The sequence below is a fragment of the Paraburkholderia elongata genome, from assembly GCF_013177735.1.
In the GTDB taxonomy this organism is placed as follows: domain Bacteria; phylum Pseudomonadota; class Gammaproteobacteria; order Burkholderiales; family Burkholderiaceae; genus Paraburkholderia; species Paraburkholderia elongata.
Genome location: NZ_WOEZ01000210.1, coordinates 112,636 through 136,545, shown reverse-complemented (window position 1 = coordinate 136,545; position 23,910 = coordinate 112,636). Strand labels below are relative to the sequence as shown.

Here is a 23,910-nt window from a genome sequence, read left to right as displayed (position 1 = left end):
CCCGTGTTGACGCTTTCGTTTCTATCGTTCCGCAACAAGGAGAAGAGGTAATGGGAAATCACAAGCTCCGGCTGTCTATCGCCGTTGGCAACTATGACCGTATGCGTCCGCTCGTCGATGGGGATGTTCAGATCGACGGCGTAGATCCGGTCTTCATGCTGCAGGAACCTGAGGAGATCTTCTTTCGCGCGTTTCGGCACGCCGACTACGACATCTGCGAACTGTCGCTCAGCAGCTATTCTGTCAAGGTGGCTGCGGGCACGTCGCCCTATATCGCCGTACCGGTTTTTCCGTCGAGGGCGTTCCGGCATACTGCTATCTACGTGCGAGCGGACCGGGGAATCAACAAGCCTGAAGACCTGAAGGGCAAGCGCATTGGGGTACCCGAGTACCAGCTCACCGCCAATGTCTGGGTCCGGCTCTTTCTCGAGGAAGAGTATGGGGTAAAAGCGTCCGATGTGACCTGGGTGCGCGGCGGCTACGAAGATCCAGCCCGCGTCGAGAAGATCTCGCTGAACCTGCCTGACGACATCAAGCTGGAAGATGCCCCCGAAGGCGAAACCATCTCCAGGCTTCTGGCGGCGGGGGAGATCGACGCCGTCATCGGTCCGCGCGCGCCATCCTGCTTTGACCAGGGCCATCCGCAGGTTCGGTATCTCTTCGACGATCCACACAAGACTGCGGCCGATTGGTATGCGCGCACAAAGCTGTTTCCGATCATGCACACGCTCGGTGTCAGAAAGACGCTCGCCGATCAGCATCCGTGGCTGCCGGGTGCACTCGTCAAGGCATTCGAGAAGTCGAAGACCCTCGCGCTCGAGCGGCTGAGCGAGACCGGTGCGACCAAAGTGACTTTGCCATTCGTCGAAGACCAGTTGCGGGCGGCGCGCAAGCTGATGGGCTTCGATTTCTGGCCGTACGGCTTTGCGGAAAACGAGCACACTATCAACCGCTTCCTTGCTCGGCATTATGCCGAGGGCTTGTCCAGCCGTCGGCTTCAGGCGCGTGAGTTGTTCCATCCCGCGAGCCTCGAAAGCTTCAAGATCTGATTCCTGCGTCGAGCCTTGTCCGGGGTGACGCGTCGAAGCCGGGTGCGGGCCCCGAAACACCAGATATGCGGAGGATTCCTTGTCGAAATCCTCGTCGATACCGCTAGTCGTAATCCAGTTGTCGCGCTCGACGCTACGTTCGAGTCCATGTGGGTCGACGCCAATTCTTCCAGCGAGTCCGGCCAGTGTCCGGCCACCAAAAAGGTAACCAGCCTTCTCACAGCGCCAGAGCGAGCTACCGGGCCGATCGGCATAGTAGTCCGCGTGGGTCGACCGCGCCCCCTTTCAGTTCGGAATGACCCAACAGATAGGCGAGGGCGACGCGGCCCTCGCGGATTAGAGACCTGGTTTCAACAGAGTAGTGTGCCGAGGTTGACGCTCCCAGTGCGGTCTCTTGTAGCGAGGACCTTTTCCGTTCCATCCTTTCTCACCCGCAACTCGATACGCGAGGAAGTTGCAATCAGCCCGGAGAATCGGAAGTCTCCGAAATGGTCAGTCCTGGTTGTGCGTTCGCTTCCATCGGATGAGTCGCGCAGGACAACCTCGGCGCCCGCCAGATTGCGCAGTTGACCGCCACCCAGGTCTTCGCAGACGTTGCCTGCCACCAGATGGCTGAGCGCATCGTCAAGATTCTTGTAGAAGACACGCGGCCTGGTGCCGAGCTCGGGGCGAATGACTGACAGGTGCTCTTTCTCGACCATTTCCGCCAATTGGGCGTCCGCGACATTCAACGCACGGATCGCCTTGGTGGGGCAGGCTTGCGCGCAGCGCGGCTCTTTCCAGCCGGCGTCGAGCAGGTGAGCGTCGAAGTTCCAGTTCTGCGGCACCTGTTCCTGTTCGTTCCATTCGATCATGCCGTAAGGGCATGTCCCGACCAGATCGCGCCGGCCATGCGACTTGACCGGGTCGATCATGACGACGCCGTCCGGACGCTTGTAGATCGCGCCGTCCGATGCCGCTTTGACGCAGGGTGCGTTGTCACAGTGATTACAGGTCTTCGGGATATAGGTGACATCGACGAGCGCGCCCTCTCCGCGAATGTGACGTTCGATCCGGATCGTTTCCAGGCCTTCCGGCGGATGCGGCGCGGAATAACCCGGAAAGGCATTGCCGGTGTACTCGTCCTTGGTGGCAAGGACGCAGTTTCTGCAATTGATGCAGAGTGAAACGTCAACGACCAGCGCCCAGCCGTTCACGCTGCTTTCCCGAATTGTGAGTCCCATTTTTCCACCTCCACCCAGCAAGTATTGGGCATGATCCCGTCCGCGGTCGAACTCATTTTTCCACCTGGCGTCAGGAGATTGAGACAGCCTCCGCGATCGACCAGGCCGACTGAAGTCTCGATCATGTCGAGCTCGGCACACGACTCGTTGCCGCGCGCCACCCCCGCTTTGACGAGCTGCGAAACGTCCACGGCACAGATAACCGACGCCTGCGAGTTGTAGACCCGAACCAGATTGCCACGCTGTAGGCCGCGAGTCTCTGCATCCTTGGAATTCAATCGCAGGACCCAATATCGATATCCGCCGACTTCCATCCGGTGTTCGTCGATCATGCTGATGTGACTGTTCTTCCCGTCCGCATGCGTATGGAAGCTGTACACCGGATGGTTGGTCACGAGCTGCAGCGGAAACGGTTGTTTGGCGGTGCGGGCGCGGTTCATGTACCGGTTGACGGCCGGCCTTGCCGGATCAATCTGTTCGATGCGGCGCAGGCTCGACGGCACGAACTCGAACTTGCCCGACTGCGTCGGCAGCCCGTCGCCGAAGCCGACCGAATACGTGGCAGGTAGCGGATTCGGTTCCGGCAAATCCTTCGGACGACCTTCCGCAAACCAGCGCATGTCGACAGGCGGCTGGTCGTCGTCCTTCGGCGGCGGCACGACGTGATAGCCTTTTTGCAGGAATTTCTTCCAGGTGGTCTGCTTGGGCAAGTCCGTTGAATTGAACATCCGCTCGCACCAGGCCAATTCGGAGCAACCGCCTTCCGAGAACATCCCGCCGTATCCAAGCCTCGTCAGGATGTCCAGAAAGATCTGATAGTCCGACTTCGATTCGCCGAGGGGCTCGATGCATTTGTGCTGCATGGTCACCACACGGTGATTGAGCTGGCTCTGTGCATGCTGGATGTAGCCGCCGCAGTTGGCCCATTCAGAGATGTCATCACGTTCGAGCGCGGTACACGCAGGCAGAATGATGTCTGCGAACTGGGCCTCATTCTCCATCCAGATCGACTGGTTAACGATAAATTCGAGCGTTGAATGACGATACGCTTCAACGAGCCTGTTCGATCCCGGCGTTGTGCCGAACGATGACGAGCCATAGCGGTACAGCATGTGGATGCGGGAATAGCCTGGTCTCGGATACGAGTATTCGGCAAATTGCCCCTCGATCGAGAAGCCGTCCCACGCGTAGCCTTCCGCGTGTCCCTCCACGATGGCTTCGGCAAGCCGTTGCCGTGGAACGGACTGCTTCACCGGGTTGATCGTGATGATGTGAGGCATGCGGCAGTAGTTGTTGGCCGCGCTCGCAGTGTTGTTCAGATCGCCAGAGATTCCGCCCTCTGCGTACCCGGGAAAGTAAAAATTGAGGTCCTGCGGTGCACCGATCTGCAAATTGCCGAAGTTGATCCCCGGTTTCCCCCATCCCTGCATCGCCATCATCATGACGACGCTTCGCGCCCATTGAGCACCTGTCTCGGTGCGGCATGCGCCACCAAAGCCCGCGCCCAGGCCGCCCGCTGCGAGATAAGTCTTCTTTGATGCCCACAACTGCGCCAGACTGCGGACATCCTTGGCAGGCACACCGGTTTCGGCTTCTTGCCACTCCGGTGTCTTCGGTGTGCCGTCCTCTTCGCCGAGAACGTAGGCACGCCATTCGTCGAAGCCTGTGGTTTTAGACGCTACGTATTCCTTATCGTAGCTGCCGCTGATTATCCATTCATGCATGATTGCGATCGCGAGCGCCGAGTCGGTGCCAGGTTTGATTGGCAGCCATTTCCCGCCAAGGAACTGAGCGGAGTGCGTCAGATAGGGATCGATATGCACGAACTCAATGCCGAGCTGCTTGGCCCACAGTCGGCGCTCGGTGCCTTCGAATCCGCCATAGACACCACTGGTCGATTCGGGATCGCTCGACCAGAACACGATTACCTCGGCATGCTGAAGGCAGTCCTCGGTCGTGCCGTAAAAGCTCGGCGTGCCGAGGCGCAGGCTGTTGCCGTAGTGATGCATGGCCCCCCAGTACCAGCCTTCCCAACTGATCGGACTCGGTTCGACGCGGGTGAAGCCAATAAGGTTACCGAAACGCAGCATCGCGCTCAGATAATAGTTGATGTTCCCCCACTGGTGGTGTGCGCCGGTGACCATGGCGATGGCCCCGGGGCCGTAATCCTTCTTCATGCGGCGGATTTCGCCAGCGACGATATCGAGCGCTTCGTCCCAACTGATGCGTTCATAGCCCGAGATCCCGCGATTCTGGGGATTGCGTTCGCCATTGGGATCAAAGTCGACGCGCTTCATTGGGTATAGGAGGCGCTTTTCGGAGTACACGAGCGATTTGAGGGAGAGCGCGTGCGGGCTGACCGTCGCGCGCCGTGCCGGCGAAAACCGGCGGCCTCTCGCCGTGATACTCCAGCTCGGTCCATCGTCCTCTTCGAGATCGATGGGCGTGGTGCGGACGATCTTGTCGTCCTTGACGAAGACGAACACGGGTCCGCCATTGGTGAGTGTGACGTAACGCGTGGTTCCGTCCTTCATCGGCATGCCCTTGCGCCAGGCAGCCGTCTTCATCGTGTTGACGAGTTGGCCGAACCACACGAGCTTCTGGTCGCTTCCGCCCTGCGTAATCTTGAAGTTCTTGAGCGCATCGATCAGGAACGCATGATCGGTGTTCGGCGCGAGCATCTGGCGGGCTGTTGCCACATCCATGAAGACAAGCTCGGCGTCGGGTTTGGGATTCACGCCCCAGCTCCCCGACACGGTACCGTTTCGGAAATGGAGCTGCCTCGAGAGGGTGTTGTCTCTGAGCCGCAGCTGGATGACTCCACTTCCTGTGGCGAGATGCGCGCGCATGGACGGAAACTTGCGTGCCGCAATACGCAGGACGGTCGGCATGAGCCAGAGGATAAGTACAAGGATTTTTCGCTGCATGAGAATGTCATCCCTGAGCAGAACTGCGCTTTGATTGGTCACAACGACTGCCGGTCAGGCATTGGCCCACGTTGTTCCGAATTGCCCCTGATGAGCGAATTTTGCGGAGCAGCGCGACGCAGCGGTCGGTCACGTTGTATGATCCTAAAACAACGGATCATTTGTAGGGCAACGATACCTAAAAAAATAAACCTATATCGAATGATGCTGTTTGGTATAAATAAAGTCAAGGGCTCCTGTGGTGGGGTATGCCCTGACTACCACTTGTTCGTGGCCCGGAAATTTGCCCGCTTGGCCCATCTATAAAGGAATCAGGGAATGTCCAAGTCGAATCCCAGCGTCGTCAAGGCAACTTTGGATCGCGAGCCGTCAGGCGAGGCAGCCGCGAAGTTGTCGCCCGAACTATTTGATGAGCGTGGCCGAACTGTGCCGTGGATGGCCAGGACGGTGCACCGGCTCTATGATGCACAGGGCCAGAAAATTCTCGATAAGGAAAACCTTGCTATTTCGTATTGGTACTACCTCCGCGTACTGGCCGAGCGCGGCGAGTTGAATCAGCTCGAATTAAGCAAGCGAGTAGGGATAGCCTCGACGACCGCAGTGCCGGCACTCGACAACCTCGAAAAGCGCGGGCTGGTGCAAAGGATCCGGGATCCTAAGGATCGAAGAAAATATTACGTCAGTCTTAAGGAAGAGGGTAGGCGCCTGGTCGACGACATACTGCCGGAGTTCACGGACATACACTCGGCCTCGCTCGACGGAATTTCCTCGCGGGACATGCGCGTGTTCTGGAAGGTCGCGCACCAGATTGAGCAGAATCTGATTCAGATGTCCAAGGACGATGCGGCCTTGGACTGACGGCTTCGAACAGATAGCTACGTTTGCAACGTGCGTCGTCGCCCGAGATCTGCTTGGGGAATTCCCTGGTGCTCTTGACTTGATTTGTTCTGTCACACATCATTCGATATAAATCTATCCCTTATGCGATCATCGCAAAAAGGATGTGCCATGGACGTTACTTGCCGACGTCGGGCAGTGGACGTGAGAGGCGGCGGAAGTGGTGTTAGAGAACGAAGGAGGTGGACAAATGAGTGACAAAACGCATGATGCAGGCCCCCCCCTGGTGCAACTCTGGAGCCGTGATGGATTCCAAGGCGCGCTGTCAGTTGTGACCCGGCCGACATATGCGCCTGATTATGTTTCCGTGCAGGGGCCACACGCACCGCGGCGAGCCGTCCTTGAGCGCTTGACGCCTGACGATCAGGACGACCCTGAGGCTCTTCCGACCACCGTGGCGACTTCCAGGCTCGGCGTCAAACTGCATGTGTCGGGGCGGCGCAAGCCCATGCCGTACGTAGTGCGCAATGTCGAAGCGGACGAGATTCATTTCATCCAATCCGGCACGGTCAGGTTCGAAACGGACGTGGGCTGTCTCACGGCGACGGAAGGGGACTTCGTCTGCATTCCCCGATCCGTCGCGTATCGATATGCGCCGACGGGCGATGCCATGCGAAGCATCATTGTCGAGAGTCCTGCGGCCCTGAAGCTCGCGCCGCCCGCACCAAGTGGCTTGCTCAACGTTGCGCGGGATCTCAAGTTTGCCGAGATCGACTCTGCCGTGCCGGCCGGCGGCCCAACGCGGCTGGTGCTGAAAACCCTCGACACCGAGAACACAGTCTTCATGATGCCGCATGATCCGCTTGCGCTCGGCGTGTGCTTGTCGGAGTCGGTCCCGGTGTGGAAGCTGAGTCTGGCCAATATCCAGGTTCACGCCTACCTGCCTGAGGGTGGTCCGCCCAGCCAGTTTCTGTCATCAAGCACGGGCGACATTCTGATGTTTAACCTCAGCGCGCGTCCCGGGGGGCGGCCACCGGTTCACATCAACGCCGATTTCGACGAAGTGATTTGTTACGTGCGGGGACCCGGCGCCTGGGGCGGGTGTACGGAACCGGGCACCTTGACCTGTGTGCCAAAGGGGGTCATCCACCACGGGCCGTCGGAGGACGTTCCGGAGGGCTATCAGGCCTGGTTGCTGGAAACACGCGCGACGCTGCGTTGGACTCCGAAGGCCCTTGCCGCTTCGGAGTTGATGGAGACGGGCCAATACCGGCCGCACCCGAGTGTGGGCAAATGACCGGCGTGACGCTACGCGTATTTCGAGGATGCAATGAAAAAACGTTTTCGAGTGGGAATCGTGGGAGTGAGCGCGCAGCGCGGCTGGGGCACCGCAGCGCATATTCCTGCGTTGCGCGCGTTGTCCGACGTATTCGAGACCGCCGGTGTGGCAAACACGAGTCTCGCGAGCGCAAAGGCGGCCGCTGCTGCCTTTGGCATTCCGCGCGCGTTCGAGAACGTGGCGGAGCTCGTGGCCTCCCCGGATATCGACGTCGTGGCCGTCACAGTCAAAGTTCCCCACCATCGTGAAGTTGTCGCCGCGGCTTTGGCGGCGGGCAAGCATGTCTACTGTGAGTGGCCGCTCGGCAACGGCCTTGCAGAAGCGATCGAGCTTGCAGATCTCGCCAGGGAGAGCCAGGCACGGGCAGTGGTGGGCACCCAGGCCACCGCGTCGCCCGAAGTCGAACTCGTGCGCAAGCTCGTGGCTGACGGATATGTGGGCGAGGTGTTGTCGTCGACCTACCTTGGCTGCGGTCCTACCTGGGGTGACGAAGTCACGCGCGGTGACTCGTACGCGATGGATGCGGCCAACGGCGCAACCTTGCTGAGGATCATTGGCGGGCATGCACTTGCTGCCGTGCAAAGTGTGCTCGGCCCCGTCGACGAGGTGGAGGGTGTGGTGTCGCAGCGCCGCAAGACCGCGCGCATCGTCGAGACGGGCGACACGATCCCGATGCGAACACACGATCATGTGATGGTTAATGCCGTTTTGAAGTCGGGCGCACCGTTGTCGCTGGAGCTTCGCGGCGGCCTGCCGCGCGGCACGCAGCTGCTGTGGGAGATCAACGGAACGCTGGGCGATCTGCGCATTACCGCTGCGCATGACCACTATCCCGTCATCAATATCGCGCCATTGCGCGTGGAGGCGGGCCGCAAGGGCGAGCAGGGGTATCGCGAGGTCGAGGCAGCGAAATCCGATTTCGTGGATACGGTCATTGCGCGAAATGTGGCGGCCATCTATCGGCAGATGGCCGAAGACCTGGTTCACGGGACCAGCACTGCTCCTGATTTCGACGACGCGGTAGCCCTTCACAAGGTGATTGATGCCATCGAGAGGTCAGATCAGACCCGCAAGCGGGTGCGAATCGACTGATCTGTTGAGGTCTGCGATCGGGTCCATTGACACGCCAATCGCCGTCTATCGTGTTGCGAGCGGCAACCATACATCGCAACGTTGACTCCCAGCGACACCGATCTGCGCGTCGACCCGCCAGTAACACTGCTGGCGGGTTCGTCTGTCTTTGCATTGCACCACGCTCGAGAAAAATCAGGCCAGCACGGATTGCAGCGAACAAGTGTCGCACACTCAGTTGCGGCATCGCCGTTCAGACGACACCCTTGTGACATTCCCGGCCCATACAGCATGGGTAGGGAGATTCCCTAGGGTTCTTGACTTTAGTCGTTCTACAACACATCATTCGATATAAATCAATCGCGCATTGAATCATCGTATTCAAATTGATGTGCGCGAGGGTACGCTGCCCGCATTCCTCTGTTTATTTTCGAACTATTGCATTCCGCTGTCGAGGCTATCAATCCGCATCCACTTTCGGAATTAAGATTTTTCTTAATAACTTTGGGCGCAGATAGTTAAAAGAACAAGAAATCAGGTGCAAATTCACTTGTAAATATTTCGTACAACAGATCAATGCAAACGATAGGCGAGTTGTGAAACATTTAAACCGCTCTGCCTGATGCTGACTCTCCTCCGCGCTTCCTGCCGACAACCTCAAGGAAGTATTGGCACAATAATTGTTCGAGACGAATCATGAATGACCAGAAAACGCTGCTGCAGGTCGATGGTGTCACCAAGATCTTCCCCGGAGTCCGGGCGCTCGACAACGTGACGTTCTCGGTGGTCGAGGGCGAGGTACACGGTCTCGTTGGCGAGAATGGGGCAGGCAAGTCCACGCTTATGGCCGTCGCGTCCGGCGCCCTCGTTCCGGAGCAAGGGCGTGTCGTGATCGACGGCACGGAAACGCGAGGCGACACGGAGCAGGCACGCCGGTTGGGGTTGGCTATCGTACGGCAGGAACCGGCGCTTATGCCCGACCTGACCGTAGCGGAAAACCTTTATCTCGGCGTGCCTGCCGAGCAGCGTCCGTCCTTGATGGAGGTTGTGCAATGGGCACGAGGGCTCCTGAAGCAATGGAGCGACGATGTTGCGATCGATGCGAACGAGCGCGTGGTGAGCTTGGGCCCCGAGCAGAGGTTTATCGTCGAAATCGTCAAAGCGCTTGCTGCAAAGCCCAAGGTTCTGGTTCTCGACGAACCGACCGAACATCTGTTGACGGAAGACGTCGACCGTCTGTTCGAGCGCATCCGCAAGATAACGGCTTCGGGTTGTTCGGTCGTTTATATCTCGCACCGGATCCGCGAGGTGCAGAGAATTGCGCATCGCCTGACGGTTCTTCGCGACGGTCAGGGCCAGGGCACCTATGAGGCCGCGGGCCTCAGCGAACAGGAAATCGTCGAATTGATCGTTGGCGGCGCGCTCGACCGCGACTTCCCGGCCAAGGGTGACAATAGCGGTGCAAGCGTCATTCTCGACGTGACGAAGCTGCGTGGCGCCGGCTTTACCGACATATCGGTTCGGGTCAAGAAAGGCGAGATTGTCGGCCTCGCGGGGATCGACGGCAATGGCCAGCGAGAGTTCATGCGGGCTCTCGCGGGACAGACGCGAAGCCGCGGTAGCGTCACGGTGGCGGGCATTCCCGCGAAGCTTCACAACTCGCAAGCTGCCGCCGGTTCGGGCATCCGTTATCTGCCGGGCGACCGTCATCGCGAGGGCATTTTCGGCGAATTGTCGGTGCGCGAGAACTTTTCGATCCGCAGTCTCCCATTCGATTCCATCAAGGGATGGGTGAGTCAGCGCAGCGAAGCAAAGCGCGCCAGGGACGCCGTGACGCGATTCGCTGTCAAGACGCCGTCCATCGACACACCTATTCGTACGCTGTCGGGCGGTAATCAGCAGAAGCTTGTGCTGGCGAGTGTGCTCGCCAGTCATCCCAAGGTGCTGCTGGTCGACGAGCCGACCCAAGGCGTGGACATTGGCGCGCGGATGGAAATTTACAAGGTGCTTCGCGAGGCAGCAGCTGCAGGTGCCGCCGTGATCGTCGTTTCGTCGGATGCGCACGAGGTGGCGGGACTCTGTGATCGCGTGCTCATCTTCTCGCGCGGACATGTCGTCAAGGAATTGGGCGAGAACGCCGTTAGTGAGAACAACATCACGTCTGCGGTCCTGACCGCAACGACTGAGCGGGAGAAGGGCGCTTCCCGGACTTCCGGGCTCTGGAAGTGGGCTGCTGGGGATTGGGCGCCGCTCGTGATGCTTGCCGTCGCGGTCTGTGCGCTCGGCTTGTATGCGGCGCACGTCAATCCTGCCTACCTTTCTGCGCGAAACCTCAGCGGCATGCTGGCGCTCGTGGCGACACTGGCCATCGTCGCATACGGGCAACAGATGCTCATGCTGGTTGGCGGGATCGATCTTTCGGTTGGACCGCTCATGGGGCTCATCGTCGTCATACAGTCGTTCTTTCTGAATGATGGCGCCTCGTTGGCCCATCAGCTCTCGGGATGGGGGATCGTGTTGCTCGTCGCCCTTGCCGTCGGACTCGTGAACTGGATGCTGGTCGGTCCGTTCCGGTTGCATCCGATGGTGGCGACACTCGCGACGTACATGGCGCTTCAGGCGGTGTCGCTGCTCCTGCGCCCAGTTCCGGGTGGCCTGATCGCGGATTCCATTGCGGAGTCGATCAGTGCGCAGCTCGGCTTCATGCCCATTATCGCGATCGTGGCAATCGTGATTGCCGTGGCGCTCGAAATCGCGTTGTTCAAGTCAAGGGCCGGTCTCACGCTGCGCGGCGTGGGCTCCCGCGTCGAAGCGGCCCGTATGTCGGGTGCTCGCCCGCAACTGACGTCGCTCGCCGCGTACATGGGGTGTTCGTTCCTTGCGGGCGTCGCTGCCGTGCCCATGATGGCGCAGGTCGGCACTGGCGACCCCAGCGCCGGTATCAACTACACGCTCGGAAGCGTCGCAGCGGTAGTGATCGGCGGCGCGAGCCTGTTTGGCGGACGCGGCTCCTTTGTCGGTTCACTGCTGGGTGCGCTTCTCATCATTCAGGTGAACGTCGTCACCTCGTTCCTCGATATCGGGGACTCGTGGCAGTCGTATCTCCTGGGCGGGATGATCCTCACGTCAGTCGCACTCTATTCCAAGAGCAGAGAAATGGTGGTGGCGAAATGAGAAACGCAGCGCACAATCAGGCGGAAGTTATGTCGGAATTCCTTGAGCCCTCTACGTCGAAATCAAAAGCAAAGCCGGCACGGCTACTCGTGGTTGATGAATTCTCATGGATCTGGGTCGGGCTGATCCTGCTTTTCGTTTGCAGTTTCATCGTCGCGCCGGGCACGATGACGCGAGGCTCGATCCTGGCTATGCTTCCGTTCGCCGGCATTCTTGCAATCGTCGCGACGGGCCAAACGCTGGTTATCCAGCAGCGCGGGCTGGACATGTCGGCAATCGGTATGGTTTCGCTCGCGGGCATTGTCATGGCCAGAACGGGATTCGCGTTCGATTCCATCGTTCTCGCCGTCATTTTTACGGTCTGTATCGGCGGGATCGTCGGAATCATCAACGGTGCGCTCATCTCGAGGGTCGCGATTACGCCGCTGGTGGCGACGCTTGCCGTCAACGCGCTGCTGATTGGCTGCGCACGCTCGTTGACCGGTAACGTTCCGGTAAACGTTCCGACCGTCATGCAAACCATTTCGCACGCCCAGCTCCTTGGGCTTCCGGCCAACGTCTGGTTCGCCCTCGCGTTCGTGACGACCGCGTGGATCATTACCCGCAAGACCACGGTAGGGCGCAGGTTCGTCGCCGTCGGGGTGAACCCGCGCGCGGCTGAAGCCGCAGGCGTCGGCGTGCTGAAGTACAGGATTGGGGCGTACCTCGCGTCCGCCGTTTGCTTTTGCGCGGCGGGTATGCTGCTCGCCGGATTCATCGGAAGCGCGTCGCAGACTTCCGGTAACGACTATCTCCTGCCGGCGATCGCGGCCGTGGTGGTCGGGGGCACGCCGTTCACGGGCGGCAGAGGCAGCGTGGTTGCGAGTGCCGTGGCCGCATTGTTCATGGCGCAACTCGGTCAGCTCGTGCTGGCGCTTGGCGCAGGCCCCGCTGTTCAGCTCCTCGTTCAGGCTTGCGCGATTCTTCTGGCGACAACAGTACGTCATCTTCCAGAACTTTTGCGCACGATTCGCAAGTCAAGGGGGTAGTCGTTTTGTGCCGCGTCCGCCATGCCGTCGGTGGACGCGTATTGATCAGATTTGAAAATTGTCGGTTTGTAATTAGTAGTGCGATTATTTGTTCTGTTCGCTTCTGGCTTGCACCAGCGGTCGAGCTGGGCGATTGAAAGGCCCTACGGTCTATCTGTGCTAATCAGTGGCAAGACCGCTGATTCCGTACGGTGTGGCCCGGAAAGAGGCCTCGGTTTTATCCATGGAGATCATTTTTCGTTCAGGATTGCAAAATGAAAAAACTGGCGTTATTTACGGCTTTGACAGTCATCGGGATCTGCAATGCAAACGCACAGAGCTCTGTGACCCTGTATGGGCGCGTTGCGTCTGGCCTCGACTTCGTGACAAATGTGGCGACGAACGGCCAGTCAAAGAGCAATTTCCGATTCGGCAGTAATCAGTACGGGTACAGCTGGTTTGGCCTGAAAGGCGATGAAGACCTCGGCGGCGGCGTGCATGCGGTCTTTAAACTCGAAAGCCTGTTTTCGTCCGGAAACGGCCAGATTTTTACTAACGAGCTCTTTATCCGCGATGCCTATGTGGGCCTGGCCCACGAGAAATACGGAAGTATCTGGTTCGGCGAGGCCATGAGCCTGGCCGACGAAACCGGCTGGTACATTGACCCGCTGGGCGAGCAGGTTGGGACCGGTATTGCCAACTTCGCGTTCGGAAGAGCGTGGGGGCCGCGATCAAACGTGGTCACCTACAATTCACCTAACTGGGGCGGTTTCTCCTTCCGCCTTCAGGATGGTTTCGGCAACCAGGCTGGCAACTTCCGCGGCGGTCGCGAATTCAGTGCGAGCGCACAATACACGGGCGCCAGCTTCGCTGCGTACGGCGTATATGAAGAACTCCGCGATTCCAAAGGGAAATTTTCAGACCTGTACACCGCGTCCCGGGTATACATGGCCGGTGTCACCTACACGTTTGGCCAGGTCAAGTTCTACACGGGCTATCAGCAACTGGTCTCATCCGGACAGGACACGGTCGCCACTACGTTTAACCCATACGCCGCCACACGCTCCCAGCAGGAGTGGGTCGGCGCCTCGTATCAGGCTACCCCTGCGCTCTCGCTCCAGGCCGGCTGGTATCACGGTAACGTGAATCATGGCGGTGGAGTGGGCAATCTCGGTGCCATCGGCACCACCTACAACCTGTCAAAACGGACATTCCTCTACCTGACCGTCGGAGCAATGTTTAACGGCAAGCAGTCCGCGTTCCCGGTTGAAACGACTGACTCTCTGCCGCTGCCGGGCCACAACCAGCAAGGTGGCTACTTCGGCATCATGCACTTCTTCTGAGTGCAATTGATGACCTTGGCGCGCGACCGGCGGTCAGTCGGCGAGACGTTCGCGAGGTCACGACCCGGGGCGCAGACATGGTCTGTCATGTGGCGGCGTCCCGGGTCGATCAATCCGCGCGGGTGCCGGTTTACAAACCAGGAGACGATTCACGATGTTGACTACGCAAACAACCACAGCAGCAATCGAGTTTGTTTCAAAGGTATATGAAGCGATCGATTCGAAGGACGAGCAGGGATTCGCGAACTGTTTGACCGAGAACTGCACCTTCGTCTTTGCGAATAGCGATCCTGTCATCGGTCGAGCAAATGCTGCTGCGGCTTCACAGAATTTCCTGAATCAACTGGCGGGCATCAAGCATCACCTCATCAACGTATGGGCGTTCGAGGATGTCATTGTTTCGCAAATATCCGTGACTTACACACGCAAGGACGGGTCGACGTTGACGATTCCGGCCGTGACGATCTGGAAGTTGCAGGACAGGTTGATTGATGAATGCCGCATCTACATCGATATTTCCCCGCTGTTCGAGCGTTGATCTATGGGGGCAACGAAATGAATCGCGATCTTGAAGGGAAGACCATCATCGTCACCGGCGGCGGCTCGGGTATCGGGCGTGCGGCGGCGCTGGCATTCTCCGTGGCGGGGGCCCGCGTTGTTGTTGCCGATATTGTTGATGCCGCGGGAGAGGAGACGGTCTCGGCGATTCGACGCGCAAGCGGTGATGCAATCTTTGCAGCAACGAACGTAGCCGATGAAAAACAGGTCGAAGCGCTCGTGGCTGCGGCATTGAGCAAGTATGGGCGGCTCGATGGCGCATTCAACAATGCCGGTCTTTCCCAGACGAACGTCCTGCTGCACGAACTGACTGCCGAGCAATGGCGCCGAATTCAGTCAGTCAACTACGACGGCGTGTTCTTTTGCATGAAGCATGAGATACGCGCCATGCTGCAGACGGGGGGCGGCTCCATCGTCAATACTTCGTCCACGCTTGGCCGCGTGGCAGTGCGCAGTGCAGCGGACTACTGTGGTTCCAAGGGCGGCGTACTGGGGGTGACGAAAGGCGCAGCGGTCGACTACGGTGACATGCATATCCGGGTCAACGCTATACTCCCGGGCGCCGTGGACACGCCAATGGTCCAGGCGCTGGTATCCGATCCGCAATTTGCCCATTTGATCGAGCAGCTTCGAGCCAGTCACCCACTGGGAAGAATCGGCGTTCCGGAGGAGATTGCTGCTGCCGCCGTTTGGCTTCTTTCGGATAAGGCATCCTTCGTGACGGGAGCCGAGTTGGCGGTCGATGGAGGATTCCTCGCCATTTGATGCTGCTGTGCGCTTGATGCGGCCGTCCTGTCACTCGTGGAAGGACGGCCTTCTACGGAACTCTCCGACCATGCGGGCGTGCCGTTTGCTTCAGCCGAAACTGTATTCGCGGGTCTCAGCCGTTTCTCCTTCCGCCGCCCATAGAGGCCGTGCCAAACCTGTTGTATGATTTCTCTTTGGTTGAATCAATTTGAACAGGTAAGTACCGACCGATGGCTCGATCCCATGCTGAGGAATGAGTGAATGCCCAAATCCAATTCGTCTGCAATCAAGGCAGTCACCACCGCTCCGAAGTTAGTAGAGGCAACAGCGAAGAGACCATCAGATGTATTTGATGATCGCGGCAGAACCATTCCGTGGATCGCGCGAACGGTACACCGACTTTACGATGCACAAGCGCAGAAGCTCCTTGACAGGGAGGCTATTCCGATTGCGTACTGGTACTACCTTCGTGTACTGGCCGAACGCGGCGAGGTCAATCAACTCGAGCTCAGTAAGCGTGTTGGCATTGCGTCGACGACCGCGGTACCCGCGCTCGACTATCTGGAAAAGCGCGGGCTGGTAAAAAGGGTGCGCGATCCAAACGACAGGCGAAAGTATTTCGTCCAGCTACAGGACGAAGGCAAGCGCCTCGTCGACACAATGCTGCCCGATCTTACCGACATGATTTCGGTGTCACTCGAGGGAATCTCCCAGAAGGACATGCGCCTCTTCTGGAAGGTCATGCACCAGATCGAAGCAAACCTGATTCAAATGGCCCAAGGCGACACGATCGTCGACTGACTAATCGCGAGCGCCGACGGCAGCGAAGATTCTGCGCTCGTGTGATTGACGATCGATGCGTACGCAGCGCCGCTTTCAACAACTAAATTTTGCTGTGCTCCGCCTGATTCCGGCAGCGGTACTGTCAGGTTTGGGTGATATTGTGAGCCGGCGAAGAGGCGGCCGTGGAAACGGGGGCGGCCTCTGACTGACTACGCTTTACCAGCGCCATTGCGGCCAGATAACCAAACGTGATCGCCGGCCCCAGTGTAATGCCTGCGCCAATGTAGTGGCCGCCAACTGGCGAGTTCATGTCGTTGCCGCATGCAAAGATGCCGGGAATCGGACGGTCGTCGTTGTCCAGGACTTCACCGTTGGGCCCCGTCACAAGACCGCGGCTGGTGCCGAAGTCGCCCGGCATCAGCTTGACTGCATAGAAAGGTCCCTTCGTGATCGGGCCGATACACGGGTTCGGGGTGTGAGTGGGGTCGCCCTTGTAGGTGTTGTAGGCCGACGCACCCTTGCCGAAGTCCTCGTCGACCCCGGTCTCCGCGAAGCGGTTGTTGCGTACGACGCTGCGCGCGAGCCCGGCGGCATTGATGCCTGCCTTGGCGGCGAGCTCCGCGAGTGTCTCGCCGCTATAGAGATAACCCGACTCCTCATAGCGGCGCAGCGACATGCCCGGCAGGATGACGCCAATGCCATACTTCTTCACGGCTGCTGCGTCGGCGACCAGAAACGCAGGGATCGCGCCGGCATCGAACATTCCCTGGGTGAAGGCGTGGTACGACGCGGCTTCATTGGTGAAGCGATTGCCTTCCTTGTTCACTGCAATGAAACCGGGCTTGGGCCGATCGAGCATGAAGTGGCCCCACAGCGTATTACCTTTTTCGTTCCGGTATTGCGAAATCGGCACGTAGTAACCCGTGTCGCGCGCGTTGTGATCGAGCCGGCCACCCACTGAAAGTCCGAGTCGAATGCCTTCACCGACATTGCTCGGCAAGCCGAGGCCGAGTTCGACCGTTGGCTGACGGGAATGCTCGCGTCGCATTTCGAGGTTACCGCTGTAGCCGCCGGTCGCAATAATGACGCCGCGGTGTGCGCGTACGCGAGACGTGCGGCCATCGCACGTCACTTCGGCACCGATCACGGCGCCATTCTCGGTGATGAGCCGCGTTGCATGCGCGCCTAGCCAAACCGGAATCTGCTCGTCGAGGATCGTCTTGTACAGGCGCGCAATGAGCGCATTACCGCCCACGAGGCGGGTGCCGCGATGATAGCTCAGGCGGTCTTTGCCGTAGCGCAGGAAGCGCTTCACGACATGCGAGAACGACTTGAACGAGCGCGTGAAGGACAAGAAGTGGTTCAAATCCAGAAGGTCGAGCATCATCCCGCCAAATGGAGCGAATGCCGGCAGCGGTGCCCGCAGGTCCTTGAAGTGCGGACCGAGCACGCGCCCGTCGAACTCGAGCGGGGCGTGAGCCCGTCCGAACATGCCGCCATCGGACTCCGGATAGTAGTCCGGGTAATGGACCGCCATCACCTTGAGTTCGGAATGGCGTTCCAGATAGTCCAGTGCGACCCGGCCCTGGGTGATGTAGCTTTCCTGAAGCGGACTACCCACGGTGGCGCCGACGGTCGCCGCAAAGTATCGACGTGCTTTCTCGAAGGAATCCTGGAAGCCAGCTTCCTGCATCGGCGCGCTATCTACGAACCACATCATGCCGACCGACCAGGCGGAGGTGCCGCCAACCTGGTCTGTCTTCTCCAGAAGGAGCGGCTTGAGCCCTGCGTTCTTCGACACGATGGCCGCCGACATGCCGCCTGCACCCGCTCCCAGAATAATGACGTCGACCTCGAAATCCCAGCTTGCCGTAATATCAGTACCCATAGCGCTTGTCCTGTTTGAGAGGTCCCGGAAGGTATGTCGGGAAAATGCCGGCCAGTGCACGCGCCATGCCCGACAGGCCGGCTATCCTTTGGATCAACGCTGGCGGGTCGGCGCTACAGCGGGGCGCTTGCACATCCATTTTGCGCATGCTGTATAATCATCGCAAAACAGATTATCTTCAGAGAGATAATTCTTTGTAGTATCGATTTATATCGAATGATGTGTTCTAGGATGGGAAAAGTCAAGAGTTCCAGGGAATTCTCTGTATCGAGAGCACGATGTTTGCTACCCATGCCCGGTCCGTGCGTTGCCGGACGGGTGGCCCCAGTTGAGGAATAGCCAATGTCAAAATTGAGTTCGAATGCAATGCACGACGCGCTCGAGGGGCTGGAAGCGGCGGGTAGTCAGCGCTCAGACGTTTTTGACGACCGCGGCCGAACCGTGCCATGGATGGCACGCACGATATACCGTCTCTACGACGCCCAAGGCCAGAAGCTACTGGATAAGGAGGGCGTTTCGGTTGCGCACTGGTTCTATCTTCGGGTTCTGGCCGAACGTGGCGAGATGAACCAGCTCGAACTCAGCAAGCGGGTAGGCATTGCATCGACCACGGCCGTACCGGCGCTTGATAGCATGGAAAAGCGCAATCTCGTGCGACGCACACGCGACCCCAAGGACAGAAGAAAATACTACGTCAGCCTGCAGGATGAAGGACGACGCCTTGTCGACGAAATGCTGCCTGAGCTCACCGAAATGATTTCGGCTTCGCTCGAAGGCATCTCGGCAAAAGATCTCCGGGTTTTCTGGAAAGTCATGCACCAGATCGAAGACAACCTGACGCAGATGTCTCAGGGCGACTCGGTGATCGACTAGCCGCCGGCCGGTCGTTGGCACGACGACGATGTCGTTGGGAGCATTGCTGATCGTTGTGCTGCGAACGGCGGCGGGCGCTCACGCCACGCGCATGGACGGGCGCTCCCGGCACGGCGGGAAAATACACCAGAGTCCGTCCTTGTGGCGAAAGAAGAACATTGCCGCGGTTCCGGCGGCCCTGCGTGCTTCGACGCACACGTAACATTGCCGCCTCGCACGCTGGTTCTTGAATTCGATCACATGCACCGTGTCCATCGAGGTGGGAGCAAGCCAGTGTTCCACCATCGAGTGCAACGACTTTCCTGCGCTAGCCATGATCTTCTCCTTATCACGCTCGCCTTGATCGCGTGACTACAACCAACTGACCGGCCTCGCTCACCAAATGGACGTTCACGTCCGCCGCGAGGCCAGCCAGGACCAACACCTGCAACCTGCCTGCATCGCTCCGCGCCCAGCCCCGGCCGACCATGGACAGGATGGGGCACTGCACACTCCTGTCTACGCGTTTCATGTGCGTGTGCGGCGCATACGAGAGCCGCACACGCTTGTTACTTCCTCACCTTGACCCGCTTGCCCGTTTCACTCGACTGCTCGATTGCATAGAGCACTTCGTGTAGTACGCGTGCGTGATCAAAGCTGGGCGCCGTGCGGGTGCCATGGCGCAGGTCATCGGCGAGCAACCGGTAAACGCCGGCGACATTGCGCGCTGCAACGGCATCGTCGGCATCGATCGGGAAGGGATCCGGGATGTCGAGTTCCTCGTAGCCGTTCTGGCCTTTGCGTCCGAACTCGACGCGCAAGGGCGAGATGTTGACCGCCGGGACGTATTCATTCCTCGCCGTGACACGCAGATCGCCCTCGCTTCCGTTGATCTCCCACAGCAGCTTGATCCCACGCGGCACGCCACCACGGAGTTGCAACGACAGCGGCACTCCGGAGCGCAAAATCGCGTTCGCCATGAGGTGATCGGGCGTTTTCATCTCGACGGTTTCGCCCGTCTCGATGATGCGCACGGTTTGCCTGCGTTGCGAGAGCACCGCGCCGATCTGTTCGATATCGCCGAGGACGGCATCAATCGCCGAAATCGCATGCCCCCCGATCACGGAAAGCAGTGTGGCGCCGTTCCGGTTGTCCATGGCGTAGGCGTCACCCTGCAGGATGTCGTCTCCCCAGCTGAAACCCGAACCGACGTACGTCGACGACAGGACATCGCCGATCTTGCCGTCGGCGACGAGCTTGCGCATGAACTGCACTTCGGGGGAGGCGATCGCCTGTGCGCCAACGACGGCCAATGTCTTTTTCTCGCGCGCGAGTTCGGCAAGTGCGATGGTTTCTTCGAGCCCATTGCCGAGCGGCCATTCGCTGTACACGCTCTTGCCTGCCTGCAGGGCCGCCGTGATGACTTCCTTGTGATGCTGAACCTTGACGGTGACGACGACGATGTCGATGTCTGGCGATGCGGCCAGCGCAGCGGCACTTTCGAACGCTCGCGGGATGTCGAAAGCGGCTGCCGAAGCCTGCGAGCTCGCGAGGCTTGTATTCGCCACGCCGGCAAGCTCAAAGACGTCGGACAAGGCCCGCAAGGCCGGAATATGGGCTGTCGCCGCCCAACCGCGTCCTGGGCTCAGGCCGACGATACCGACACGATATTTTCCTTCCATTGCTTCCTCTAATCTTTAGATAACTGCAATAACGTCGAGCGCCTGATCTCAAAGGTTGCTCATCTGGAGCCAGCCACAGGCACTGGCGGAGCCGTCATGCGATCCGGTATTTGTACGACGGATCCTCCTTGTCACGGCGCCCGACAGTGAAATTTTCGAGCGGTGCCAGATCTCCGGGAACCGGGTCCGATCGCTGGGAGTCGAGCACGACCATCCGATCGGCAATGCGCCATTCACCTTTTCGCCGCTCCATGCGGTCCACGTAGCGAATGTTCACCACCCAATCCATCGCTGGCTTGTCGCCGTCGGGTTTCGTGCGGTGGCTTGCCTGCGCATAGTGTTCCGCAAACGCCACATCGCCGTGGACCTCGACATACTGGTTGCCGGTGAAGTGCTGCGTCGATTCGAAGTTCGGCAACAACTCGGCTGCCCAGTCGATGAAACCTTCAACACCTCCGTTGTACGCGCCGTGCCTGTCGATTGCATCCGGGTGATAACACGACCGCACGAGATCCCAGTCCATCCGATCGATGCCACGGCAATAGCGGATATGAACGCGGCAAATCTCCGCTTCATCCAGTAGCTGCTGAAGTTTCGCTTCCAATTTCGGTCTCCTTGATTGGATCGTCGCGGTTGAACTCGCGTGCAGAGCACGATCGCCCACTCCCGTCGTGCCTGCACCGTTGTCCGCTTGCGCGGTCATGGCCGCGCTATCCTTTTAATTCCGGGCCGGCTTGCCGACCAGCGCCCGGTATTCATTGGCCGAGGCAGGCTTGCGTCCGAGCAGGCCGGCGATGTCGCGCGCCATGTTGAACATCTCCAGATTGTCCTTGAGGCGCTCGTCGCTGTTCGGGTACTTCCACGGCGTGTCTTCGGTGCCAATCCGGATATGCAGGCCCATCATCGTGGCAAGGGTCGTCATATAGAGTGTCGCGCGACCGGCCGCACAGACGCTGATGACCGAAGTCGGATCGATCTTGCGAATCTGGTCGACCATGAGGAACATGTGGCGCGTCATGTCCTGGGCATCGCTCACCCACGTGCCGGACACCAGCGTGCGACCGACGTTGAACGGCAGGCCATAGAGAATCAGCCAGTTGTAGGGCTTCTTGAGAATGCCGGTATCGATCAGTTTGCGCTTCGCGAGCTCGATCTCGCCGGAGCTGTGGATGGCCAGTTCCGGCTTGACGCCGGTTGCCTCGAGCTCCGCGATGGCGGGCACCATGAAGGCTTCCGGATGACCCGGCGCGCACGGTGCGACTTCGGTCAGACCTGCGCGCGCGGGGCTCACACACTCATCGAATGTCGAGCCGTTGAGGACGTTCAGATTCGGCACGAAGTCGTTGCCAAAGCGCGAGCGCAGCGGCTCGAGAACGGCGGAATATGCCTCAACTGGCGGGATGTCACGGTCGAGGCGCCGCCCCTTCTCGTCGGTCATGAACGAAAAGTCGATGTGCACGCCGCAGGCGCCGGCTTCGATGACGTCCGACGCGGCATCCACATACTCCGCGAGCGACGTGGTGCTCTCAAAGCGCCCCGATACGGCGGCATTGATCGCAATCTTTTCCGACACGTCCCATTTGGGTTGCAGCTCGGCTCCGGCAATGAACTGGTACTCCTCCATTTCGCGTTTGGCGGCTTCCCAGAGAGACAGTTTTTCGACCATGATGATCCTCGACACAGGTAGTGAATTTAGGCTCGCAAATCTTCCGAACCCACGGCAACCAAACTGGAGAGGTTTTGGCGGGTCGCGCCGAAAAGCAGACCCCTCCGGAAATCAGATCGCGTGCATCAAGATAATTCCATGCAACATCGATTTATATCGAATGATGCGTTGTAGAATTAAATAAGTCAAGGAACTTGGGGAATGCCCTGGTGAACGGCGCGCGAGCAACGGTCCTACTGAGACCAGGAGGTCATGCTCGGGAAGAAATTGGGAAGCCTGTCGCCCTCGGAGGTAGGGCGCGCGAGGCAGTTCGAGGAAGAAAGCGCGAAGCCCGCGCGGCTCGTGGCGGACTTCGCGCTGGACAAGACCATCGTTTGTGACCTTATCGATCTGCAGCAGTGAATGCTGTTCGTTTGTGACGCGTTTTTAGCGATCAACGCTCGAACACGGCCTTCAGCTTCTGCGGCGGGAGCGCGGAGGTGAGGTCGGCATCCGGCGGAGCGGTCGGATCGCACTTCGGATCGAGGCCCTTGGCACTATCTGCGTAGGCAAAGGGCAGAATCGACGGCGACTCCTTGTTTACCGTCCCCTGATAGGCCGCTACACCCTGCCGCACGGCAAAGCGGACGTAAGTCGTCGTGCCGTCGAGCGTGTAATACGGATAGGGCTTGCCCGACTGCTTCGCCGACATAAAGTGGCAATTCACCTGGTTGTCGCTTGCAATCGTCGCGATGGCGGGGACAGGCAGGTGAGCCTGCTCGAATGCCTTTACGGCGGCCAGCGCAGTTTCGCCGCCATCTGTCACGATGGCGTCAATCTTCGGATACTGCGCGATCAGACCGACGGTGGCCTTCTGGGCGTCGACGGGATTCCAGTTCGTCACGATGTACTGCTCGTTGAGCAGCTTCAGATCCGGGTATTTCTTGAGTCCGCCTCTCAGACCGTCCATGAAGTTTTGGGAGGTGGTCGCTCCGGGCGATCCGCCCATGAACACGACATTCCCCTTCTTCAGCGTGGTTCCGAGCCAGTCGGCCCACAGGACACCGATCTGCTGCGTATCGCCCACCACGTTGACGACGTAGTCACGGCCAGGTGTGCCCGCCATCTGAGCCGAGTACGGGACGACCGCGACGCCCGCCTTCATGGCCGCCCGCATTGCGGGAAGCTGCACCGCGCCGAAGTCAGGAAGCAGAATGAGGACGTTGATGCCCTGCGCGACCATGCTGTTGATATCGGAATTCGCCTTCTGCGGATCGCCGTTGGCATTGCTGTAGATGATCCGCGTGACGTTCTTGCACCGACTGAGCTCGTCCTTGACTTCCGCGAGGCCAGTCTTGCGCCACGTATTGCCGCCGTAGCCGTCCGACACGCCGACGATCATCGGCTTCGTACCGCACATCGGCGTGATGTCGCCTTGATGGTTCGTGATGGAATCTCCCGCCGCGTGGGCAGGGGTACAGATCAAACCCGTGGCAAGAAGCAGGCTGGCGCTTATTTGCGTAATCGAGACGAGCATCTTCCCTCGCCAGAATCGAAGATCGCGCCGATTCTTGAGGCCGCACTGATAAGCGGGCATAGTCTTTTGCGCAACGAGCGGACTTTGCGGTTTTTGCACTGCAGCTTGCGACGCGCGAAGCTTGAAGAACATGGTGATCCTCGCCTTGGGTGATGGATGAGTAATGGAAATGGGTCGATCAGGAAAATGGAACTTCCTGTGGCGGTATTGGTACGTGATGCTAAATGAAACAGTGTGTTGCAGGATCG

General features: G+C 59.2%; 20 protein-coding genes. 12 read left to right on the top strand and 8 right to left on the bottom strand.

Translation table 11 applies throughout. The annotated features are described in order from the left end of the window. Window positions 1-50: 50 nt before the first annotated feature. On the top strand, window positions 51-1,049 hold the full coding sequence (locus tag GNZ13_RS37765) for an ABC transporter substrate-binding protein (protein ID WP_172174477.1): 999 nt from the start codon (window positions 51-53) through the stop codon (window positions 1,047-1,049). 350 nt (window positions 1,050-1,399) lie between these two features. On the opposite strand, the gene GNZ13_RS37760 is transcribed toward GNZ13_RS37765, so the two are convergent. Further along, window positions 1,400-2,272, bottom strand: coding sequence for a 4Fe-4S dicluster domain-containing protein (locus GNZ13_RS37760; RefSeq protein WP_172174474.1), 873 nt, complete (start codon window positions 2,270-2,272; stop codon window positions 1,400-1,402). Next, window positions 2,242-5,199 carry a molybdopterin-dependent oxidoreductase gene (locus GNZ13_RS37755; protein ID WP_172174471.1) on the bottom strand — a complete coding sequence of 986 codons (2,958 nt, stop codon included), beginning with the start codon at window positions 5,197-5,199 and terminating at the stop codon, window positions 2,242-2,244. Before GNZ13_RS37755 ends, GNZ13_RS37760 begins: the two co-directional genes overlap by 31 nt. 318 nt (window positions 5,200-5,517) lie before the next feature. Here GNZ13_RS37755 and GNZ13_RS37750 point away from each other — a divergent pair, with 318 nt between their 5' ends. The 9 genes from GNZ13_RS37750 (at window position 5,518) to GNZ13_RS37710 (ending at window position 16,076) form a co-directional block, all read left to right on the top strand. Then, on the top strand, window positions 5,518-6,057 hold the full coding sequence (locus GNZ13_RS37750) for a MarR family winged helix-turn-helix transcriptional regulator (protein ID WP_172174468.1): 540 nt from the start codon (window positions 5,518-5,520) through the stop codon (window positions 6,055-6,057). A gap of 229 nt (window positions 6,058-6,286) precedes the next feature. Continuing rightward, window positions 6,287-7,333: a cupin domain-containing protein gene (locus GNZ13_RS37745; protein ID WP_172174465.1), complete on the top strand. Its 1,047-nt coding sequence runs from the start codon at window positions 6,287-6,289 to the stop codon at window positions 7,331-7,333. A 33-nt stretch (window positions 7,334-7,366) separates the two neighbouring features. Then, entirely contained in the window at window positions 7,367-8,467 is a 1,101-nt protein-coding gene (locus tag GNZ13_RS37740) for a Gfo/Idh/MocA family protein (protein ID WP_172174462.1), read from the top strand. A gap of 675 nt (window positions 8,468-9,142) precedes the next feature. Further along, window positions 9,143-11,620 carry an ATP-binding cassette domain-containing protein gene (locus GNZ13_RS37735; RefSeq protein WP_172174459.1) on the top strand — a complete coding sequence of 826 codons (2,478 nt, stop codon included), beginning with the start codon at window positions 9,143-9,145 and terminating at the stop codon, window positions 11,618-11,620. 29 nt (window positions 11,621-11,649) lie between these two features. Next, entirely contained in the window at window positions 11,650-12,648 is a 999-nt protein-coding gene (locus tag GNZ13_RS37730) for an ABC transporter permease (protein ID WP_236002369.1), read from the top strand. Window positions 12,649-12,902: 254 nt separating this feature from the next. After that, the gene (locus GNZ13_RS37725; RefSeq protein ID WP_172174453.1) at window positions 12,903-13,970 is read left to right on the top strand and encodes a porin; all 1,068 of its coding nucleotides are present in this window, start codon (window positions 12,903-12,905) and stop codon (window positions 13,968-13,970) included. A 154-nt stretch (window positions 13,971-14,124) separates the two neighbouring features. Further along, window positions 14,125-14,508 carry a nuclear transport factor 2 family protein gene (locus GNZ13_RS37720; protein WP_172174450.1) on the top strand — a complete coding sequence of 128 codons (384 nt, stop codon included), beginning with the start codon at window positions 14,125-14,127 and terminating at the stop codon, window positions 14,506-14,508. A 17-nt stretch (window positions 14,509-14,525) separates the two neighbouring features. Further along, complete coding sequence (locus GNZ13_RS37715) at window positions 14,526-15,293, top strand: SDR family NAD(P)-dependent oxidoreductase (RefSeq protein WP_172174447.1); 768 nt, start codon at window positions 14,526-14,528, stop codon at window positions 15,291-15,293. A 243-nt stretch (window positions 15,294-15,536) separates the two neighbouring features. After that, window positions 15,537-16,076, top strand: coding sequence for a MarR family winged helix-turn-helix transcriptional regulator (locus GNZ13_RS37710; RefSeq protein ID WP_172174444.1), 540 nt, complete (start codon window positions 15,537-15,539; stop codon window positions 16,074-16,076). A gap of 124 nt (window positions 16,077-16,200) precedes the next feature. Here the strand turns inward: GNZ13_RS37710 and GNZ13_RS37705 are convergent, their stop codons facing one another. Further along, a complete protein-coding gene (locus GNZ13_RS37705; protein ID WP_172174441.1) occupies window positions 16,201-17,946 on the bottom strand; it encodes an FAD-binding protein in 1,746 nt (581 codons plus the stop codon). Window positions 17,947-18,288: 342 nt separating this feature from the next. Between GNZ13_RS37705 and GNZ13_RS37700 the strand changes: the two genes are divergently transcribed. Further along, on the top strand, window positions 18,289-18,819 hold the full coding sequence (locus tag GNZ13_RS37700) for a MarR family winged helix-turn-helix transcriptional regulator (RefSeq protein ID WP_172174438.1): 531 nt from the start codon (window positions 18,289-18,291) through the stop codon (window positions 18,817-18,819). Between the two features lie 78 nt (window positions 18,820-18,897). On the opposite strand, the gene GNZ13_RS37695 is transcribed toward GNZ13_RS37700, so the two are convergent. From GNZ13_RS37695 to GNZ13_RS37680, 4 genes are all read right to left on the bottom strand, one after another. Beyond that, window positions 18,898-19,134 carry a hypothetical protein gene (locus GNZ13_RS37695; protein WP_172174435.1) on the bottom strand — a complete coding sequence of 79 codons (237 nt, stop codon included), beginning with the start codon at window positions 19,132-19,134 and terminating at the stop codon, window positions 18,898-18,900. A 233-nt stretch (window positions 19,135-19,367) separates the two neighbouring features. Next, a complete protein-coding gene (locus GNZ13_RS37690; protein WP_172174432.1) occupies window positions 19,368-20,480 on the bottom strand; it encodes a Gfo/Idh/MocA family protein in 1,113 nt (370 codons plus the stop codon). A 94-nt stretch (window positions 20,481-20,574) separates the two neighbouring features. Further along, window positions 20,575-21,084 (bottom strand): nuclear transport factor 2 family protein, encoded by a 510-nt coding sequence (locus tag GNZ13_RS37685; protein ID WP_172174429.1) that lies wholly within the window; start codon window positions 21,082-21,084, stop codon window positions 20,575-20,577. A gap of 114 nt (window positions 21,085-21,198) precedes the next feature. After that, the gene (locus GNZ13_RS37680; RefSeq protein ID WP_172174426.1) at window positions 21,199-22,146 is read right to left on the bottom strand and encodes a 3-keto-5-aminohexanoate cleavage protein; all 948 of its coding nucleotides are present in this window, start codon (window positions 22,144-22,146) and stop codon (window positions 21,199-21,201) included. A gap of 252 nt (window positions 22,147-22,398) precedes the next feature. Here GNZ13_RS37680 and GNZ13_RS37675 point away from each other — a divergent pair, with 252 nt between their 5' ends. Then, complete coding sequence (locus tag GNZ13_RS37675; protein ID WP_172174423.1) at window positions 22,399-22,548, top strand: hypothetical protein; 150 nt, start codon at window positions 22,399-22,401, stop codon at window positions 22,546-22,548. A 31-nt stretch (window positions 22,549-22,579) separates the two neighbouring features. Here GNZ13_RS37675 and GNZ13_RS37670 read toward each other — a convergent pair whose 3' ends face one another. Beyond that, window positions 22,580-23,794 carry a substrate-binding domain-containing protein gene (locus GNZ13_RS37670; protein WP_172174421.1) on the bottom strand — a complete coding sequence of 405 codons (1,215 nt, stop codon included), beginning with the start codon at window positions 23,792-23,794 and terminating at the stop codon, window positions 22,580-22,582. Window positions 23,795-23,910 lie beyond the last annotated feature (116 nt).

What these genes read in the sequence shown, in the direction of transcription:
- GNZ13_RS37765 (WP_172174477.1), top strand. Translation starts at nt 51, where the DNA reads ATGGGAAATCACAAGCTCCGGCTGTCTATCGCCGTTGGCAACTATGAC.
- GNZ13_RS37760 (WP_172174474.1), bottom strand. Translation starts at nt 2,272, where the DNA reads ATGGGACTCACAATTCGGGAAAGCAGCGTGAACGGCTGGGCGCTGGTC.
- GNZ13_RS37755 (WP_172174471.1), bottom strand. Translation starts at nt 5,199, where the DNA reads ATGCAGCGAAAAATCCTTGTACTTATCCTCTGGCTCATGCCGACCGTC.
- GNZ13_RS37750 (WP_172174468.1), top strand. Translation starts at nt 5,518, where the DNA reads ATGTCCAAGTCGAATCCCAGCGTCGTCAAGGCAACTTTGGATCGCGAG.
- GNZ13_RS37745 (WP_172174465.1), top strand. Translation starts at nt 6,287, where the DNA reads ATGAGTGACAAAACGCATGATGCAGGCCCCCCCCTGGTGCAACTCTGG.
- GNZ13_RS37740 (WP_172174462.1), top strand. Translation starts at nt 7,367, where the DNA reads ATGAAAAAACGTTTTCGAGTGGGAATCGTGGGAGTGAGCGCGCAGCGC.
- GNZ13_RS37735 (WP_172174459.1), top strand. Translation starts at nt 9,143, where the DNA reads ATGAATGACCAGAAAACGCTGCTGCAGGTCGATGGTGTCACCAAGATC.
- GNZ13_RS37730 (WP_236002369.1), top strand. Translation starts at nt 11,650, where the DNA reads ATGTCGGAATTCCTTGAGCCCTCTACGTCGAAATCAAAAGCAAAGCCG.
- GNZ13_RS37725 (WP_172174453.1), top strand. Translation starts at nt 12,903, where the DNA reads ATGAAAAAACTGGCGTTATTTACGGCTTTGACAGTCATCGGGATCTGC.
- GNZ13_RS37720 (WP_172174450.1), top strand. Translation starts at nt 14,125, where the DNA reads ATGTTGACTACGCAAACAACCACAGCAGCAATCGAGTTTGTTTCAAAG.
- GNZ13_RS37715 (WP_172174447.1), top strand. Translation starts at nt 14,526, where the DNA reads ATGAATCGCGATCTTGAAGGGAAGACCATCATCGTCACCGGCGGCGGC.
- GNZ13_RS37710 (WP_172174444.1), top strand. Translation starts at nt 15,537, where the DNA reads ATGCCCAAATCCAATTCGTCTGCAATCAAGGCAGTCACCACCGCTCCG.
- GNZ13_RS37705 (WP_172174441.1), bottom strand. Translation starts at nt 17,946, where the DNA reads ATGGGTACTGATATTACGGCAAGCTGGGATTTCGAGGTCGACGTCATT.
- GNZ13_RS37700 (WP_172174438.1), top strand. Translation starts at nt 18,289, where the DNA reads ATGTCAAAATTGAGTTCGAATGCAATGCACGACGCGCTCGAGGGGCTG.
- GNZ13_RS37695 (WP_172174435.1), bottom strand. Translation starts at nt 19,134, where the DNA reads ATGGCTAGCGCAGGAAAGTCGTTGCACTCGATGGTGGAACACTGGCTT.
- GNZ13_RS37690 (WP_172174432.1), bottom strand. Translation starts at nt 20,480, where the DNA reads ATGGAAGGAAAATATCGTGTCGGTATCGTCGGCCTGAGCCCAGGACGC.
- GNZ13_RS37680 (WP_172174426.1), bottom strand. Translation starts at nt 22,146, where the DNA reads ATGGTCGAAAAACTGTCTCTCTGGGAAGCCGCCAAACGCGAAATGGAG.
- GNZ13_RS37675 (WP_172174423.1), top strand. Translation starts at nt 22,399, where the DNA reads ATGCTCGGGAAGAAATTGGGAAGCCTGTCGCCCTCGGAGGTAGGGCGC.
- GNZ13_RS37670 (WP_172174421.1), bottom strand. Translation starts at nt 23,794, where the DNA reads ATGTTCTTCAAGCTTCGCGCGTCGCAAGCTGCAGTGCAAAAACCGCAA.